Below are 16,959 nucleotides of genomic sequence, written 5' to 3'. Positions count from 1 at the left end.
CCCGGCCCTCCCCTCAAGGGGGAGGGAGGGCGCGAGCCCAAAGCAGGGCGATCAGCCTGCACGCCTCCTTGCAGGGACGGCTGTCATGACCTTGAGCCTGCCCCAGCTGCAATCTTTCCTTCGCGCCAACAGCGAGGCAATTGCCTGTGAGCTGACGCGGGTGCGCGGGTCGAGCCCGCGCGAGCAGGGCACGTTCATGCTGGTGGGAGCGCAGGGGATTTTCGGTACGATCGGGGGCGGGGCGCTCGAGCATATGGTGATCGACCATGCGCGGCGCCTGCTAGCCTCGGGGCAGGCGGAAGCGGCCATGGATGTGCCGCTGGGGCCCGAGATCGGGCAATGTTGCGGCGGCCGTGTCGGGGTGCAGTTGCGCCATGCCGATGCCGCCCTGCGCGAAGCCCTGCTCGAACGGGTGGCGGCGGAAGATCGGGCGTTGCCGCATGTCTTCGTGTTTGGTGCCGGTCATGTAGGGCGGGCATTGGCCCAGGCGCTGGCGCTGTTGCCGGTGCAGGCACATGTGGTGGATACGCGGGCAAGCGAGCTGGTTGGCTTGCCGGCAGGCGTCGAGGCGCGGCTCACGCCACTGCCGGAAGCGGCGATCCGGTCGGCGCCGCCGGGCAGCAGTTTTGTGATTCTGACCCATGACCATGCGCTCGATTTCCTGCTCGCCAAGGAAGCGCTGGAGCGGGCGGACAGTCCTTATATCGGCATGGTGGGATCGGCGACCAAGCGCGCCAGGTTCAGCAGCTGGTTTCGCGCCGAAGGAGGGGACCCTGCGGCCCTCCAGCGGCTCGTTTCACCTATTGGCCGCCAAGGGCTTGGGGATAAGCGCCCCGAAGTCATTGCGGCACTAGCGGCGGCAGAAATTATGGTTCAGATTGGTCGGCGGGAAGCTGACATTGGGCATGTACAGGGCGCCAGGGAACTGAGGGCCGTGGATGGACGCTAGCATGCCGTTGCGACTGCAATTGACCGGGATCACCAAGCAGTTTCCCGGCGTTCTTGCCAATGACAATATCTCCTTTGGCGTCAAGCCCGGCGAAATCCATGCGCTGCTGGGCGAGAACGGGGCCGGCAAGTCGACGCTGGTCAAAATGATCTATGGGATCATGCAGCCCGATGCCGGCGAAATCCGCTGGAATGGCGAGCCGGTGGTGATCACCAATCCCAAGGCCGCCCGCAAGCTGGGCATCGGCATGGTGTTCCAGCATTTTTCCCTGTTTGAAGCGCTGACCGTCCTCGAAAACATTGCGCTGGGCATGGATGGCTCGCTCAAGTCGCGCGAGCTCGAGGCCCGCATTCGCGAGGTGATGCACACCTATGGGCTGCTGCTCGATCCGCACCGGACGGTCGCGACCTTGTCGGTGGGGGAGCGGCAGCGCATCGAGATCGTGCGCGCGCTCTTGCTCGACCCCAAGCTCTTGATCATGGACGAGCCCACTTCGGTTTTGACGCCGCAGGAAGTGGAGCAGCTTTTTGAAGTGCTGCGCAAGCTGGCGGCGCAGGGCTGTTCGATCCTCTACATTTCCCACAAGCTCGATGAGATCAAGGCGTTGTGCGATACGGCGACGATCCTGCGGGGCGGCAAGCTCGTGGATACCTGCGATCCCAAGCAGGAAACGTCGCGCTCCATGGCCGAAAAGATGATCGGCACGGGCCTGCGCGACATCGTGCGGGCCAAGGGGCGGCAGCTGGGCGCGCCCAAGCTCGTCGTGTCGCGGCTTTCGACGCACAAGACCGGCCATTTTGACGTGCCGGTCAATGATGTGAGCTTTACCGTCCGAGCGGGCGAAATCTTCGGCATTGCCGGGGTGGCGGGCAATGGGCAGAACGCGCTGCTCGATGCGCTGAGCGGGGAAATCCTGGGCGATAACAAGGAAGCCATCACGCTCGATGGCTATCCGCTGGGGCTGCTCAATACGACCGGCCGGCGCAAACGCGGGCTCTGTGCCGTGCCCGAAGAGCGCAATGGCCATGCGGCGGTGGGCGAGTTCTCGCTGGCGGACAATTCGGTGCTGACGGCGCGCGATCGGCTTGGCATGGTGATGCTGGGCCTGATCAATTCCGGCGCGGCCAAGACCTATACGGGCAAGGTGATCGCCGATTTTGCCGTCAAGGCGCTAGGCCCGGGCTCGATGGCGGGATCGCTCTCGGGCGGCAATCTGCAGAAATACATCATGGGGCGCGAAATCCTGCAGCGCCCAAGCGTGCTGGTGGTGAGCCAGCCGACCTGGGGCGTCGATGCCGGCGCAGCGGCGGCCATCCACCAGGCGCTGGTGGATCTGGCGGCGGAAGGCTCGGCCATCGTCGTGATCAGCCAGGATCTCGATGAACTGCTGGCGCTGTGCGACACGCTGGCGGTGATCAATCTGGGCCGCCTCTCGGCGGCGCGGCCGGTGGGCGAGGTGAGTGTGGAAGAAATCGGCTTGCTGATGGGCGGGGTCCATGGCGCCACGGAGGCAAGCAATGCTGTTCCGGCTTGAAAAACGGCGCGAGCCCAGTCAGCTCATGCGCTATCTGACGCCGGTGGCGGCCGTGGTGCTGACCATGGTGGTGGGCGCGATCATCTTTTCGCTGATCGGCTATGACGGGATCGGGGCGGTGCGCGAGATCTTCCTCACGCCGCTGACCAATTCCTACAAATGGCAGGATTTGGGGGTGAAGGCCGCGCCCCTGATCATTATCGGGGTGGGGCTTTCCATCGCCTACCGTGCCAATGTCTGGAATATCGGTGCCGAAGGGCAATATGTGGTGGGCGGGCTGGCCGGCACCTGGGTGGCGCTGGCGACCCATGGCCTGAACGGGCCCTGGATCTTGCCGCTGATGGTGCTCGCTGGGGTACTCGGGGGCATGGCTTACGCGGCCATTCCGGCGCTGCTGCGCACGCGCCTCAACGTCAACGAGATCCTGACCTCGCTGATGCTGACCTATGCCTCGGTGCAGCTAATCTATTACCTGATCCGCGCTCCCTGGAAGGACCCGATGGGCATGGGTTTCCCTCAGACGCGGCTGTTTGCCGAGGCGGCGCGGCTGCCCACCATCCTGCCGGGCACGATCGTGCATCTGGGTGTGCCGATCGCGGTGCTGGTGGCGCTCGTCGCGTGGTTCATCATGTCCCGCTCGGTGTTCGGCTACCAGATGCGCGTCGTGGGCACGGCGCCTCATGCGGCGCGCTATGGCGGTTTTTCCGAGAACAAGACCATCTGGCTGGCCATGCTGGTGTCGGGGGGCCTTGCGGGGCTGGCGGGCGTGTTGGAAGTGGCTGGGCCATTCCAGCGCATGGTGCCGGGCTTTCCCACCAATTACGGGTTTACCGCGATCATCGTGGCGTTCCTTGGCCGGCTCAACCCGCTCGGGGTGATCTTTGCCGGGCTCGTGATGGCGATCACCTTTGTTGGCGGGGAAGTGGCGCAGACCACGATTGGGCTGCCCAATGCCGCCACGGGCATTTTCCAGGCCATGGTGCTGTTCTTCCTCCTCGGTGGTGACCTGCTGGTGCGCTATCGCGTGCGCCGGGTTCATAGCGCCGCGGCGCCGGGGACGGCGTAATGGAAATCATCATTCCTATCATCGTCACGCTGGTGTTTGCGGCGACCCCGATCCTCTTGGCTGCGCTCGGCGAGCTCGTGGTGGAAAAATCGGGGGTGCTCAATCTCGGCGTCGAAGGCATGATGCTGGTCGGCGCCATCGCCGGCTTTGCGGGCCAGTTCTATACGGGCAACCCCTATTTCGCGCTGCTCTGCGGGGCGATGGCCGGGGCGGCGACCGCGATCATCTTTGGCTTTTTGACGTTGAGCCTCTCGGCCAACCAGACCGCGACCGGGCTGGCGCTGACCATTTTCGGCACGGGCTTTTCGGCGCTGGCCGGCGCGCCGTTTTCCGCCCGCCCCATTCAGCTGATGGGGCCGCTGTTTCCCGCCGAGCTCGCCAGCCATCCGGCGTTGCGGGTGGTGTTCGGCTATTCGGCGCCGGTGTATTTCTCGTTCTTCATGGTGTTTGCGGTCTGGTATTTCCTCGAGAAAACCCGGCCCGGGCTGATCCTGCGGGCGGTGGGCGAGAACGACCTTTCGGCCCATTCCATCGGCTACAGCGTCAAGCTCGTGCGCTATCTCGCCGTATTGTTCGGCGGGGCGATGGCGGGTATTGCCGGGGCGTGCTTCCCGCTGTTGCTGACCCCGCAATGGGCCGAGCGGATGACCGCAGGGCGCGGCTGGATTGCCGTGGCGCTGGTGGTGTTCGCCTCCTGGCGCCCGTTCCGCCTGCTCGCGGGGGCTTACCTCTTTGGTCTCGTGATGACCATGGAGCTTTATGCCAAGGCGGGCGGCGGAGTGCTGTCGGTTATTCCGTCCGAACTTTGGGCCGCCTTGCCTTACCTCGCGACCATCATCGTGCTCGTGCTGATTTCGATCAAGCGCGATGCGTCCACCAATGCTCCGGCCTGCCTCGGCAAGCCGTTCCTGCCCACGAATTGAGCCGGCGCCAACGACCGTTTCAAGCAACCACGACCATCAGGAGAGACACATGACCCTTAACCGCCGCACTATCCTCAAGGCAGGCGCCGCCGCCGCTGCGCTGCCGCTGCTGGGCTCCCGCGCCTTCGCCCAGGGCGAACCGCTCAAGGTGGGCTTCATCTATGTCGGCACGATCAACGACAATGGCTACAACTATGCCCACAATCAGGGCCGTATCTTCCTCGAAGAGCAGCTGGGTGATCTGGTCGAGACCACCTATGTCGAGAACGTGCCGGAAGGTCCGGACTGCGAGCGCGTGCTGCGCGAACTGGCCCAGCAGGGCAACAAGCTGATCTTTGCGACGAGCTTTGGCTTTGGCGACTCCGTGATGAAGGTTGCCCAGCAGTTCCCCGACGTGAAGTTCGAGCATGCCACCGGCTACCAGAAGGCGGACAATGTCGGCCTCTACAATGCGCGCTTTTATGAAGGCCGCGCCGTTTGCGGCACCATTGCCGGGCACCTCTCCAAGACCGGCAAGCTCGCCTATATCGGCTCTTTCCCGATCCCTGAAGTCGTGATGGGTATCAATGCGCTGGCGCTGTCGGCCCGCAAGGTGAACCCCGCCATTACGGTCAAGCCGGTTTACATCTCGACCTGGAACGATCCGGCCAAGGAAGCCGATGCGGCCCGCGCGCTGATCGACCAGGGCGTGGACATCATTGCCCAGCATACCGATGGCCCGGCAGCGCTGCAGGTGGCCCAGGAACGCGGCATTATCGGCGGGTTTGGCCAGGGCGCCGATATGAGCGCCTTTGCGCCCGAAACGCAGCTGACCTCGATTATCGACCACTGGGGCCCGCGCTATGTGGCTTCGGCCCAGGCCTTGATTGACGGCACCTGGACCGCCGGCGACACCTGGGAAGGCCTCAAGGAAGACGTGGTGCAGATCGGGCCCTATGGTCCCAAGGTCACCGAAGAGGTCAAGGCTGCAGCCGAAGCGGTGCGGACCGGGCAGATCGATGGCTCGTTCCACATCTTCACCGGCCCCATCAAGGACAATACCGGCACCGAGCGTGTGGCCGCCGGCGTGACCATGACGGATGCCGAGTTGCTCAGCATGGACTGGTATGTGGAAGGCGTCGAACAGCCGGCATAAGCTGGGGTTCGAATCGGATTGGAAGGGGCGGGTTTCGGCCTGCCCCTTTTGCTGAGCGGGGTTGGGTCTTTCGCCTGTTGAGGAGAGCTGGTGATGGTGGTTGGTCACTGAGGGACCCCCACCCCCGACCCCTCCCCTCAAGGGGGAGGGGAGGGCAAGAGCCCAGGTTTTGCGGCGGGTCGGCAGGGTCAGCGCGGGCGGGACCTTGCGGGTCAACGCGCCGGCTAAGGTTGAGTAAGGGACGAAAAATGCCGGATTATGCGATTGCCTATGAATGGCTAATGTTTGCGGTGCGCTGGCTGCACGTGGTCACGGCAATCGCCTGGATCGGCTCGTCGTTCTATTTCATTGCGCTCGACCTTGGGCTGCGCAAGACGCCGAGCCTGCCGCCGCTGGCGCATGGCGAGGAATGGCAGGTGCATGGCGGGGGCTTTTATCACATCCAGAAATATCTGGTGGCGCCCGAATTTCTGCCCGAGCACCTGACCTGGTTCAAATGGGAGAGCTACTGGACGTGGCTGTCCGGCTTCATGCTGCTGGTGCTGATCTATTATGTTGGTGCCGACCTGTATCTGGTTGATCGCAATGTGCTCGATGTGCCGGCCTGGGGGGCAATCCTCCTTTCCATGGGCTCCATCGTGCTGGGCTTTGTGGTCTATAACCGGCTCTGCAAATCGCCACTGGGTGAATCGCAGAACGGGCTGATGCTGGTGCTGTTTGCGATCCTCACCGCCATGGCCTGGGGCTATACGCAGATCTTCACCGGCCGGGCGGCGATGCTGCATATGGGCGCGTTCACCGCCTCGATCATGGCCGCCAATGTCGCGATGATCATCATCCCCAACCAGAAGATCGTGGTGGCCGATCTCAAGGCCGGGCGGGTGCCCGATGCCAAATATGGCAAGATCGCCAAGCAGCGCAGCCTGCACAACAACTACCTGACGCTGCCCGTCATCTTCTTCATGCTTTCAAGCCATTACCCGCTGGCCTTCGCGACGCAGTGGAACTGGATCATCGCCTCGCTGATCTTCCTTGTGGGCGTGGTGATCCGACATTATTTCAACACGCGCCATGCCCGGAAGGGCAACCCACACTGGACCTGGGCGGTGGCGGTGATCTTGTTCGTCATCATCGCCTGGCTCTCGAGCGGACCCAAGCTGCCGGGGGTGGGCGAGGAGGCGGTGGCGTCGCGCGCGGCCGAGCCGTTCATGGCTGCGAGCCTGTTTGCCGAGGCCAGCCTTGCCGTGCAAACGCGCTGTTCGATGTGCCACACCGCCGAGCCGGTCTGGCCCGGGATCTATGAGGCGCCCAAGAACGTCATTCTCGACAGCGATGCGGCGATTGCCAACCACGCCCGCGACGTCGCCATGCAGGCCGGCTATTCCCACGCCATGCCGCCAGGCAATGTGACCGAAATCACGCCCGAGGAGCGGGCGTTGCTGGTGGCCTGGTTCCGCGAAGGCTCGGGGCAGTGAGCCGCACAATACTGCGCGGGCGGGTGCTGAGCTTTGTGCGCGAGCCACAAGGGGCCGATGACGCCGAGAGCTACCGCTTCTGGGAAGATGGCGCGATAGCAATTGCCGGTGGCAAGGTGGTCGAGGTCGGCGACTTCGGCGCGATCGACAGCCGCGACAGCGAGATCATCGATCACCGGCCGCATCTGATCCTGCCCGGCTTCATCGATACGCATCTGCATTATGTGCAGAGCCAGATGATCGCCTCCTATGCCGGCTCGCTGCTGGAATGGCTCAACACGTACACGTTCGTGGAAGAACAGAAATTCGGGCAGCAGGGCCATGCCGACGCCGTGGCGACGGGGTTCCTCGACGAGCTGGTGCGCAATGGCACGACCACGGCGGCTGTTTATTGTTCGAGCCATCCGCAATCGGTGGACGCGTTCTTCGCCGAGGCGGAACGGCGCGACATGCTGATGGTCGCGGGCAAGGTGATGATGGACCGCAATGCGCCCGAGGCGCTCTGCGACACCGCCCAGTCGAGCTATGACGACAGCAAGGCGCTCCTTGCGCGCTGGCATGGGCGCGGCCGGGCGCATTATGCGATCACGCCCCGCTTCGCGATAACCTCGACGCCGGCCCAGATGGAGGCGGCGCAGGCGCTGGCGCGCGAGCATCCCGATTGCCATGTGCAAACCCATCTGAGCGAAAACACCGACGAGATCCGCTTTTCGATGGAGCTGTATCCGGACGCGCCGGACTATGCGGGGATTTATGAGCAGTATGGGTTGCTGGGGCCGCGCACGCTGCTGGGTCACTGCATCCACCTCAACCATCGCGAAACCGCGGTCCTGGCGGAAACGGGCGCCGTGGCGGTATTCTGCCCGACCTCCAACCTCTTTTTGGGCAGTGGCCTGTTTGATCGCGAGCGGCTGGCGCGGGCAGGGGTGCGGATGGCAATTGCCACCGATATTGGCGGGGGCACGTGTTTTGGCATGCTGCGCACGCTCGACGAGGGCTTCAAGGTGGGGCAGTTGCGCGGGCAAAGGCTGAGCCCGCTGCACTCGTTCTTCATGGCCACGCTGGGCAATGCGCAAGCGCTGTCGCTGGAGGGCGTGATCGGCACCATTGCGCCGGGGTGCGATGCCGATTTCGTCGTGCTCGATGCCGGCGCTACCCCGGCCATGCGGCTGCGGCAGGCGACGGTGAACCACCTCAGCGAAGAACTTTTCCTGCTGCAAACCATGGGCGATGATCGCGCCATTGCCGAAGTTTATGTGGCAGGCAGACGAGCTAAATCGACCTTAGTTGGGTTGGCAGGGGCATCTGCTTGACCTAAAGCTGTGCCGCGCCTGAAGAGGAAGTAAGCATGAGCCAATATTTGACCAAGTCCGGGCTTTCCGTTGACTCGGGACTAGTGGACTTTGTCGAGCGGGAGGTCCTGCCGGGCCTGCCGGTTTCCGCCGATCAGTTCTGGAGCGGTTTTGCCGAAGTGGTGGCGCAACACGCGCCGGCCAATGCCCAGTTCCTGGCGCGCCGTGATGAGCTGCAGGGCAAGATCGATGACTGGCACCGCCGCTATGGTCCAGTCGCCAACAACCCGCAGGGTTACGAATTTTTCCTCAGGGATATCGGCTATCTTGTGGCCGAGCCCGAGGATTTCACCATCGAGACCACGGGGCTCGACCCGGAGATCACCAGCCTCTGCGGGCCGCAGCTGGTGGTGCCGGTTTCCAATGCTCGTTATGCACTCAACGCCGCCAATGCCCGCTGGGGCAGCCTGTACGATGCGCTTTATGGCACCGACGTCATTGCGCGCGATGGCGAGCTGGCGCCGGGCAAGGGCTACAACGCCGCGCGCGGCCAGGCCGTGGTGGCGCGCGCCGCCGCGTTCCTTGACGAGGCACTGCCCCTCAGCCGCGGCAGCCATGCCGACGTGACGGCCTATGTGGTGGCCGAGCAGGGTGGCACCGCCACTCTCGTGATCGACACCGCGGCGGGCCCGACCACCTTGCGCGATCCCGAGGCCTTTGTCGGCTATCGCGGCGAGGGCGCCAGCGCCGAGATCGTTTTGCGCCATAATGGGCTGCATGTGATCCTCGTCATCGACAAGGCGAGCGCCATCGGCGCCGAGCACGCGGCGGGGCTGGCCGATGTGGTGGTGGAAGCGGCGCTGACCACGATCCAGGACTGCGAGGATTCCGTGGCGGCTGTCGACGCCGAGGACAAGATCGGGGTGTATCGCAACTGGCTCGGCCTGATGCAGGGCACGCTGGAAGACACGTTCGAAAAGGGTGGCAAGCAGGTGACCCGCCGCCTCAAGGACGATCGGGTTTACACCTCGCGTTCCGGCGGGGAGCTGGTGCTCAAGGGGCGCTCGTTGCTGCTGGTGCGCAATGTCGGGCACCTGATGACCACCGATGCGGTAAAGACCGCTGATGGCAAGCCGATTGGCGAAGGGCTGCTGGATGCGGCGGTGACCGTGCTGTGCGCCATGCATGACAAGGGCGGCAACAGCACGACGGGTGCGATCTATATCGTCAAGCCCAAAATGCACGGGCCCGAGGAAGTGGCCTTTGCCTGCGCGATCTTTGCGTCCGTCGAAAAGATGCTGGGGCTGGCACCGCTGACGGTCAAGATCGGCATCATGGACGAAGAGCGCCGCACCTCCGCCAATCTCAAGGCGGCGATCCATGCCGCGCGCGACCGGCTGTTTTTCATCAATACCGGGTTCCTCGACCGCACGGGCGACGAGATCCATACCTCGATGGAAGCGGGTCCGGTGCTGCGCAAGGACGAGATCAAGCTCGAGCGCTGGATCGCGTCCTATGAGGACCGCAATGTGCTGATCGGGCTGGCCTGCGGGCTGTCGGGCCGGGCGCAGATCGGCAAGGGCATGTGGGCGCGGCCCGACGACATGGCGGCGATGATGGCCGCCAAGATCGGCCATCCGCAATCGGGCGCCAATACGGCTTGGGTGCCATCGCCGACGGCGGCGACGCTGCATGCGCTGCACTACCACCAGATCAATGTGTTCGAGGCGCAGCGCCGGCGGCACAACGAAGCGACGCCGGCTTTGGCCGAGCTGTTTTCCATGCCGGTGCAGGCGCCCTATTCGCTCAGCCGCGAGGAAATCACCCGCGAGACCGAGAACAATGCGCAGGGGATCCTGGGCTATGTGGTGCGCTGGGTGCAGCAGGGCGTTGGCTGCTCCAAGGTGCCCGACATCAACAATGTGGGGCTGATGGAAGACCGGGCGACCTGCCGGATTTCGAGCCAGCATATTGCCAACTGGCTGCGCCATGGGCTGGTGAGCCGGGACGAGGTGACCTCGATCTTTGAGCGCATGGCTGCCGTGGTGGACGAGCAGAATGCGGGCGATCCGCTGTACCGGCCGATGTCGCCCAATCTGCAGTCGGTGGCGTTCCAGGCGGCGCTCGATCTGGCGCTGCATGGTGCGGACCAACCAAGCGGCTATACCGAGCCGGTGCTGCATGCGCGGCGCCTGCAGGTGAAGGCGCGCGAGCGCGCCAAGGCGTAAGCTAAAGCCCGTAGCGGGGCAGGGTGATTGCGGTCGCCTGCCCCGTGCCGTGCAAGATCTCGATCGTGTTGGCGAGCATGGTGGTGGCGGTGCCGATCGGCTCGTCGGTACCGAGATTCCGGGCATAGCGCGGATGGGCGCCTGACGCGATCAGGAGACGCAGGCGATGGCCTGGCCGGAAGGCATGGGCGGTGGCATGGAGGGGGAACTCCAGCCGCCAGGAGCCATTCGGCTCTCGGGGCGTCGCGGGCGTGACGCGATAAAGCCCGTCGCAGATATTGATCGACCGGCCCTCGGGCGACACGTCGCATAAGCGCACAAAGAAATCGGCATGCGCGAGGGCGGCGCAGGCGTGGAGGGTCACGCTCGTTTGGCCGATTATGGTCAGCGTTTCGGTGAGGGGCGCCGAGGAATACACCAGAACATCGCTGCGGGCCTCGAGGAGCGCGTTGTCGACGGCACCGGCTCCGGTGAAGGCGAAGATGGCGCCGCCCAGATTAGGGGTGGGGTCGGCGGGATCGTAGCGGTAGCGATCAACGCCGGAGGAGGTAGGTGCGGTGGGTGTGAGCGCCGCGTCGCTGCCCAAGAACCATTGCTCCAGATCGGGCGGGCCGGGCGGGTAGTGCTCGAACTCGCGCCATTGGTCGAGGCCCGAAATGTGGATGCGGACGGGCTTGGTTCGCAGGCCGGAGCTGTCGCCTTCGAGGTGGGCGCGCATCCAAAAGATGGTTTCGCGCAGATTGTCGCGCTGCAGTTCCTCGGCGATGTGGAACCAGGTGCCGACCGTGAGGTAAGGGCGATGGCCGAGTTCGACGAGGCGGGCGTAATCGGCCAGGAGCGGGTCGAGCATGAAGTCGTACCAGCCCGAAATGAAGTGCACGGGGGGCGTGGTTGCGGTCAGGCGGTGGCGGTGGTCGATGGCGTCCCAGAAGCGGTCATTGCCCACGGAATGCTCGAACCAGTGGCGCCAGAACGGCACGGCATGGCCTGAGGCGGCGCGGTCGGCCTCAATGAGCGGGAGGGTCATGCCGGCTTGGGCGGTGGTGCGCTCGATGCGGCCGGAAAACATGCGGGTGGCGGTGTGGAGTGGGCGCTGGCGCAGGCCCTCGATCACCTGCAGCCAGGAGAGCCAAAGCCCGAGGTGAAAGGCGCCTGAGGGGAAAACGACGGGGCGGAAATTGGCTGTGGTGACCTTGGTGGCCATGGCCGAGATGGGCGGGAGCGCATCGCAGATGGCCCATTGTGCATAACCGAGATAGCTGGGCCCGGACAGGCCGAGCCGGCCATCGAACCAGGGCTGGGCCTTGAGCCAGTCGAGGGTGGCGAGGCCATCGGCACGCTCATTGGTTAGGGGATCGAATTCGCCGCCCGATTTCTCGGTGCCGCGGCAGGCCTGCAGCACGACGTGGAAGCCGCGCTCGGCATAGACCTGGGCGATGGTGCCAAAGCCGCGGCGGCCATAGGGCAGGCGCATCAGGATGGTGGGGAAGTCACCGGTGGCGCGCGGCGCGAAATGATCGGTCATCAGCACCACACCGTCGGGCATGGTGACGGGGATGTTGCGGTGTTTCCGCACGCCATTGCGGCGGGGCGGCAGGTCCTCGACATAAGCCAGAAAGAGGCTGCTCAGGCTCATCGTCAGTCCACGAAATCAAAGGCGTCGACGTCAAAGAGGCCGCGGTCGGTCATCTTGAGATGCGGGATGACGGGGAGGGCGAGGAAGGAGACCTGGAGGAACGGCTCGGGCAGGACGCAGCCAATGGCACGGGCGGCATCGCGCAGCTCGTGGAGCGTGGCCGCAACGGTCTCGAAGGGTTCAAGGCTCATGAGGCCGGCGATGGGTAGCGCCAGCTCGGCGGTGATCGCGCCGTTATCGGCCACGGCAAAGCCGCCGCGCAGCTCGATCAGGCGGTTGACGGACAGCGCCATGTCTTCGTTGTTGGTGCCGACCACGGTGATGTTGTGGCTGTCATGGCCGACCGAAGAGGCGATGGCGCCGCGCTTGAGGCCAAAACCGGTAACAAAGCCGCGGCCGATATTGCCGTTGCGCCCATGGCGCTCGACCACGGCGACCTTGATCACATCGGCTGCGAGATCGGGCTGGAGCCCTTCGTCGGTGGAGGCGAGGGTAGCGGTTTCGCGGAAAGTGAGGATAAGGCCCGGCTTGACCCCGATCACCGGCGTCTGGTTGCGCGCCGGGTTGGCGGGGGTGTTGAAGGTGGCGGGGGTTACCGGCTGGAGCTTGACCGAGTTGAGGCCCACCGGCTCGACCGAGCTGCGGGCAGCAAAGCGATCTGGTGTGACCAGGCGGCCGCCGGCGATCACATCGGAAACGCGGCATTCCTCGAGATTGTCGAGGAGCGCGATATCGGCGCGCCAGCCCGAGGCCAGCAGGCCCCGATCGCGCAGGTTGAAGATGCGGGCGGCCGAGTGCGAGGCGGCGCGATAGACGTGATGGAGCGGGCAGCCGCGGCCGATGAGACGGCGAATGGAGCTGTCGAGATGGCCTTCCTCGGCGATATCGAGCGGGTTGCGGTCATCCGTGCAAAGGGCAACAAAGCTCGAGGTATTCGCATCAAGGATTTCGGCGAGCGCTTCGAGGTCCTTGGAGACCGAGCCTTCGCGGATCAGGATGGCCATGCCCTTGGCGAGCTTTTCGCGCGCTTCGGCGGCGGAAGTGGCTTCGTGATCGGTGCGGATGGCGGCGGCGAGATAGCCGTTGAGCCCCATGCCCAGCAGCAAGGGCGCATGGCCATCGATATGGCCGCCCTGGAAGGCGGCGAGCTTGGCGAGCAGGCCAGGGTCCCCGGCCAGCACGCCCGGAAAGTTCATCATTTCGGCGAGCCCCACGACTTTGGGGTGGTCGCGGAAGGGGGCGAGATCTTCGATCTCGAGCGTAGCGCCATTGGTTTCAAAGCCGGTGGCGGGCACGCAGGATGAGAGATTGACGCGGATGTCCATGATCGTGCGCTCGGCGCAATCGAGGAAGTAGCGGATGCCCTCGGCGCCCAGCACATTGGCGATCTCGTGGGGATCGCAAAGGGCGGTGGTGACACCATGGGGCAGCACGCAGCGGTCGAACTCGAACGGGGTGACCAGCGAGGATTCGATGTGCAGATGGGTGTCGATGAAACCGGGCACGGCGAAGCGGCCGGCGCCATCAATGGTTTGTAAGCCATCATACTGGGCCAGCGTGCCCACGATCCGGTCTTCGACGATGGCGATATCGGTGGGGGTAACGGCGCCGGTGATCACATCAAGCAGCTGGACATTCTTGATAACCAGATCGGCTGGGGCCTTGCCCTGGCCAACGAGGATCATGCGGGCGAGTTGAGACGAGCTGGTCATGGGGCCTTCCGAAAGCAATTGGGTGTGAGGGTCGGCCGGGGCGGCTCAGCGGTCAAGCCCTCGTGCGGTTGCAAGGGGGAACCGCGACGGCATGGCACACGTTGCCAATGCACACTCTGGGAGAGCTTTATGGAAACCTACGATCCGCACAAGAACACGACCGAAACTACGCAGGCCAGCCCTCGCAAGATGAACCTGCGCGTGCTGATCATGTCGCTGGTGGCCGTGATCGTGCTGTTTGCCATCGTCTACATGGTCTTTGCCGGAGCGCAGCCCAACCCAACCTGAGACCAACATGGTTCGGCTCGTTAAGGTCGCGCGCAGCGATCTCACCATCATCCGCCAGCGTCGCGGCAAGGGCTTTTGCTATTTCGATAGCACGGGGGCCCTTGTTGCCGACCCGGCCATCAAGGCGCGCGTGCAGGCGCTGGGGATTCCTCCGGCCTGGAAGGATGTGCGCATTTCAGCCAAGCCCAATGGGCATATCCAGGCGCTGGGCAAGGATGAGGCCGGGCGCGAGCAATATGTCTACCATGCCGATTGGGAACTCAGGCGCGAGGGCAAGAAGGTCAAGCGGCTGTCGCTGATGACGGCGGTGTTGCCGCGGCTGCGCAAGCAGGTGCAGCAGGATCTGCAGGCGCCGGCCGGGAGCCCGGAGCTGGCGCTCGCCATCGGCGTGGCGCTGATCGACCGCACCGCCATGCGCGTGGGGCGCGAAAAATATCTCGAAGCCAATGGCACGCGCGGGGCGGGAACGCTGTTTTCGCGCGATGTGCGGGTTTCGGGCGATGATGTGGTGATCGCCTTTGATGCCAAGGGCGGCAAGCGGGCCGAATATGGCTTTACCGATGCCGGGCTGGCGCAGGCCATAGCGCGGATCAAGACCATTCCCGGCAAGCGGCTGCTGGTGTTCCGCAATGCCGAGGGCGTGATCAAGCCGATCAAGACCAGCGCACTCAATGCCTATATGCGCGAGGTCACGGGGATCGAGATTTCCGCCAAGGATTTCCGCACCCTGCGGGCCAGTTCGCTCGCGGCAGAGTCGCTGGCCAAGCTCGATACCGGGAAATCGGCATCAGCGCGCAAACGGCAGATGGCGCAGGTGGCGCGCGAAGTATCCGAAGTGCTCAAGAACACGCCGGCGATCTGCCGCAAGTCCTATATCACCCCGTGCCTGTTCAAGTTGTTCGACGAGGGCAAGCTGCAGGATCTGTGGTCCTCGGCGGGGCCTGGGCGGGCGGGTTTGCTGCAGCGTGAGAAGCGGTTGGCCGCGGTGCTCGCCAGCGTCAGCTGATGGCCGTCTGGCTGATTGCACAGCGGGAGGGGACGCGTTAGGCAAGACGATCGCAAGCGTCTTGAATAGGGAAGAGCAATGACAAAAGTGCGGGCACTGGTGCTGGAGCGGCAGCACGAGCTCAAGCTGCGCGAGATCGAGCTGCCACTCGAGGTTGGGCCGGGCATGATCAAGATCGCGATCCACACGGTGGGCGTGTGTGGCTCGGACGTGCATTACTACACCCATGGCAAGATCGGGCCGTTCGTGGTCAATGATCCCATGGTGCTGGGCCATGAGGCGGCGGGCACTGTCATCGAAGTGGGGGAGGGCGTCACCCATCTCAAGGTCGGCGACCGGGTCTGTATGGAACCCGGTATCCCTGATCCCAATTCGCGGGCGTCGCGGCTGGGGCTATACAATGTCGATCCCGCGGTGAGTTTTTGGGCGACGCCGCCGGTGCATGGGGTTTTGACCTCGGAAGTCGTGCATCCCGCCAATTACACCTTCAAGCTGCCCGACAATGTGAGCTTTGCCGAAGGGGCGATGGTTGAGCCATTTGCCGTGGGCATGCAGGCGGCGACCAAGGCCGGGATCAAGCCGGGCGATACGGCTGTGGTGCTGGGCGCCGGGCCAATCGGGACCATGGTGGCGATTGCAGCTCTCGCTGGCGGTTGTGCGCGGGTGATCGTTGCCGATCTGGCCCAGCCCAAGCTCGATATCGCCGCCAAGTACCAAGGCGTCATTCCGGTCAATATCCGCGAACAAAACCTTGTCGAAGAGGTGAAGCGCCTCACCGATGGCTGGGGCGCCGATGTGGTCTTCGAATGCTCGGGCTCGCCCAAGGCCTGGGAAACCATCATGGACTTGCCGCGGCCAGCGGGCACGATCGTGGTGGTGGGCTTGCCGGTGGAGCCGGTCAAGGTCGACATCGCGGCCGCTTCCACCAAGGAAGTGCGGATCGAAAACGTGTTCCGCTATGCCCACCAGTATGACCGGGCGATTGCGCTGTTTGCTTCGGGGCGGGTGGATCTCAAACCGCTAATCTCGGAGACCTTTGCGTTTGAGGACGCGATCAAGGCGTTTGACCGGGCGGTGGAAGCGCGGCCCGACGACGTGAAGCTGCAGATCAGGGTGGCGGAGACCGCCTGATCGCAGCACCGGCGGCCGGACTTGTCTTGCCAAGGAGTACGCGATGGATGTGGGCAATGAATGGGGCTGGGTGCATACCTATCTGCCCACCCACATCATCGCGATCCGGCTGCTGATGGCCGCGGTACTGGGCGGGATGATCGGCTTTGAGCGGCAGGTCAACACCGCCGAAGCGGGGCTGCGCACCCATATTCTCGTTGCCGTGGCGGCGGCGCTGTTCACTATCCTGACCTTCGAGATTTATCACACGATCGATGTTGGGGGCGGTGCAGCCGGCAATGTCTCGAGGGCCGATCCGATCCGTGTCATCGAGGCGGTGACCGCCGGAATCGCGTTCCTAGGGGCCGGTGCTATTTTTCGCAGTGGCCGGAATGTGCAGGGGCTGACCACCGGCGCCGGCATGTGGCTGGCGGGCGCCGTGGGCATTGCCTGTGCGCTGGGCTATTATCCGATGGCGGCGGGGGTTGCGGTGCTCGCGGTGATCGTGCTGGCGCTGCTGCGGGCCTGGTCGCACAATGTGCTGCGCCATGTGAAGGACCCACGCGAGGCGGCGCAGGCAAGCCAAGACCTGGAGCGGTAGCGGC

General features: G+C 64.4%; 14 protein-coding genes. 12 read left to right on the top strand and 2 right to left on the bottom strand.

The window, feature by feature from the left end; translation table 11 throughout:
• Window positions 1-85: 85 nt before the first annotated feature.
• The 8 genes from xdhC (at window position 86) to ELX51_RS12075 (ending at window position 10,602) form a co-directional block, all read left to right on the top strand.
• Window positions 86-949: a xanthine dehydrogenase accessory protein XdhC gene (gene xdhC / locus ELX51_RS12110; protein WP_127753760.1), complete on the top strand. Its 864-nt coding sequence runs from the start codon at window positions 86-88 to the stop codon at window positions 947-949.
• A 1-nt stretch (window position 950) separates the two neighbouring features.
• The gene (locus ELX51_RS12105) at window positions 951-2,483 is read left to right on the top strand and encodes an ABC transporter ATP-binding protein (RefSeq protein WP_127753759.1); all 1,533 of its coding nucleotides are present in this window, start codon (window positions 951-953) and stop codon (window positions 2,481-2,483) included.
• Window positions 2,467-3,549, top strand: a complete 1,083-nt coding sequence (locus tag ELX51_RS12100) for an ABC transporter permease (protein WP_127753758.1) — start codon at window positions 2,467-2,469, stop codon at window positions 3,547-3,549. The genes ELX51_RS12105 and ELX51_RS12100 overlap by 17 nt, the downstream gene beginning before the upstream one ends.
• A complete protein-coding gene (locus tag ELX51_RS12095; RefSeq protein ID WP_127753757.1) occupies window positions 3,549-4,472 on the top strand; it encodes an ABC transporter permease in 924 nt (307 codons plus the stop codon). The genes ELX51_RS12100 and ELX51_RS12095 overlap by 1 nt, the downstream gene beginning before the upstream one ends.
• Before the next feature lie 49 nt (window positions 4,473-4,521).
• Window positions 4,522-5,607 (top strand): BMP family ABC transporter substrate-binding protein, encoded by a 1,086-nt coding sequence (locus ELX51_RS12090; protein WP_127753756.1) that lies wholly within the window; start codon window positions 4,522-4,524, stop codon window positions 5,605-5,607.
• 248 nt (window positions 5,608-5,855) lie between these two features.
• Window positions 5,856-7,082 carry a urate hydroxylase PuuD gene (locus tag ELX51_RS12085; protein ID WP_127753755.1) on the top strand — a complete coding sequence of 409 codons (1,227 nt, stop codon included), beginning with the start codon at window positions 5,856-5,858 and terminating at the stop codon, window positions 7,080-7,082.
• Window positions 7,079-8,395: a guanine deaminase gene (gene guaD, locus ELX51_RS12080; RefSeq protein ID WP_127753754.1), complete on the top strand. Its 1,317-nt coding sequence runs from the start codon at window positions 7,079-7,081 to the stop codon at window positions 8,393-8,395. Before ELX51_RS12085 ends, guaD begins: the two co-directional genes overlap by 4 nt.
• A gap of 35 nt (window positions 8,396-8,430) precedes the next feature.
• Window positions 8,431-10,602, top strand: coding sequence for a malate synthase G (locus tag ELX51_RS12075; RefSeq protein ID WP_127753753.1), 2,172 nt, complete (start codon window positions 8,431-8,433; stop codon window positions 10,600-10,602).
• Between the two features lies 1 nt (window position 10,603).
• Here ELX51_RS12075 and ELX51_RS12070 read toward each other — a convergent pair whose 3' ends face one another.
• Entirely contained in the window at window positions 10,604-12,238 is a 1,635-nt protein-coding gene (locus ELX51_RS12070) for a CocE/NonD family hydrolase (protein WP_127753752.1), read from the bottom strand.
• A 2-nt stretch (window positions 12,239-12,240) separates the two neighbouring features.
• Window positions 12,241-13,950 carry an adenine deaminase gene (gene ade, locus ELX51_RS12065; RefSeq protein WP_127753751.1) on the bottom strand — a complete coding sequence of 570 codons (1,710 nt, stop codon included), beginning with the start codon at window positions 13,948-13,950 and terminating at the stop codon, window positions 12,241-12,243.
• A gap of 129 nt (window positions 13,951-14,079) precedes the next feature.
• Here ade and ELX51_RS20050 point away from each other — a divergent pair, with 129 nt between their 5' ends.
• The 4 genes from ELX51_RS20050 to ELX51_RS12050 all read left to right on the top strand — a co-directional run bounded on the left by ELX51_RS20050 (window position 14,080) and on the right by ELX51_RS12050 (window position 16,955).
• Complete coding sequence (locus tag ELX51_RS20050) at window positions 14,080-14,238, top strand: hypothetical protein (RefSeq protein WP_164854851.1); 159 nt, start codon at window positions 14,080-14,082, stop codon at window positions 14,236-14,238.
• A gap of 7 nt (window positions 14,239-14,245) precedes the next feature.
• Entirely contained in the window at window positions 14,246-15,244 is a 999-nt protein-coding gene (locus ELX51_RS12060) for a DNA topoisomerase IB (protein ID WP_127753750.1), read from the top strand.
• Between the two features lie 78 nt (window positions 15,245-15,322).
• Window positions 15,323-16,375 carry an NAD(P)-dependent alcohol dehydrogenase gene (locus ELX51_RS12055; protein ID WP_127753749.1) on the top strand — a complete coding sequence of 351 codons (1,053 nt, stop codon included), beginning with the start codon at window positions 15,323-15,325 and terminating at the stop codon, window positions 16,373-16,375.
• A gap of 43 nt (window positions 16,376-16,418) precedes the next feature.
• Window positions 16,419-16,955: an MgtC/SapB family protein gene (locus tag ELX51_RS12050; protein WP_127753748.1), complete on the top strand. Its 537-nt coding sequence runs from the start codon at window positions 16,419-16,421 to the stop codon at window positions 16,953-16,955.
• The last annotated feature ends 4 nt before the right edge of the window (window positions 16,956-16,959 follow it).

This window comes from Devosia sp. 1566 (assembly GCF_004005995.1).
Taxonomy (GTDB): domain Bacteria; phylum Pseudomonadota; class Alphaproteobacteria; order Rhizobiales; family Devosiaceae; genus Devosia.
This window is presented reverse-complemented; position numbering and strand designations above follow the sequence as displayed.

Excerpts from the sequence above, each read along its gene's own strand:
- xdhC (WP_127753760.1), top strand. The coding sequence starts at position 86 with ATGACCTTGAGCCTGCCCCAGCTGCAATCTTTCCTTCGCGCCAACAGC.
- ELX51_RS12105 (WP_127753759.1), top strand. The coding sequence starts at position 951 with ATGCCGTTGCGACTGCAATTGACCGGGATCACCAAGCAGTTTCCCGGC.
- ELX51_RS12100 (WP_127753758.1), top strand. The coding sequence starts at position 2,467 with ATGCTGTTCCGGCTTGAAAAACGGCGCGAGCCCAGTCAGCTCATGCGC.
- ELX51_RS12095 (WP_127753757.1), top strand. The coding sequence starts at position 3,549 with ATGGAAATCATCATTCCTATCATCGTCACGCTGGTGTTTGCGGCGACC.
- ELX51_RS12090 (WP_127753756.1), top strand. The coding sequence starts at position 4,522 with ATGACCCTTAACCGCCGCACTATCCTCAAGGCAGGCGCCGCCGCCGCT.
- ELX51_RS12085 (WP_127753755.1), top strand. The coding sequence starts at position 5,856 with ATGCCGGATTATGCGATTGCCTATGAATGGCTAATGTTTGCGGTGCGC.
- ELX51_RS12075 (WP_127753753.1), top strand. The coding sequence starts at position 8,431 with ATGAGCCAATATTTGACCAAGTCCGGGCTTTCCGTTGACTCGGGACTA.
- ELX51_RS12070 (WP_127753752.1), bottom strand. The coding sequence starts at position 12,238 with ATGAGCCTGAGCAGCCTCTTTCTGGCTTATGTCGAGGACCTGCCGCCC.
- ade (WP_127753751.1), bottom strand. The coding sequence starts at position 13,950 with ATGACCAGCTCGTCTCAACTCGCCCGCATGATCCTCGTTGGCCAGGGC.
- ELX51_RS20050 (WP_164854851.1), top strand. The coding sequence starts at position 14,080 with ATGGAAACCTACGATCCGCACAAGAACACGACCGAAACTACGCAGGCC.
- ELX51_RS12060 (WP_127753750.1), top strand. The coding sequence starts at position 14,246 with ATGGTTCGGCTCGTTAAGGTCGCGCGCAGCGATCTCACCATCATCCGC.
- ELX51_RS12055 (WP_127753749.1), top strand. The coding sequence starts at position 15,323 with ATGACAAAAGTGCGGGCACTGGTGCTGGAGCGGCAGCACGAGCTCAAG.
- ELX51_RS12050 (WP_127753748.1), top strand. The coding sequence starts at position 16,419 with ATGGATGTGGGCAATGAATGGGGCTGGGTGCATACCTATCTGCCCACC.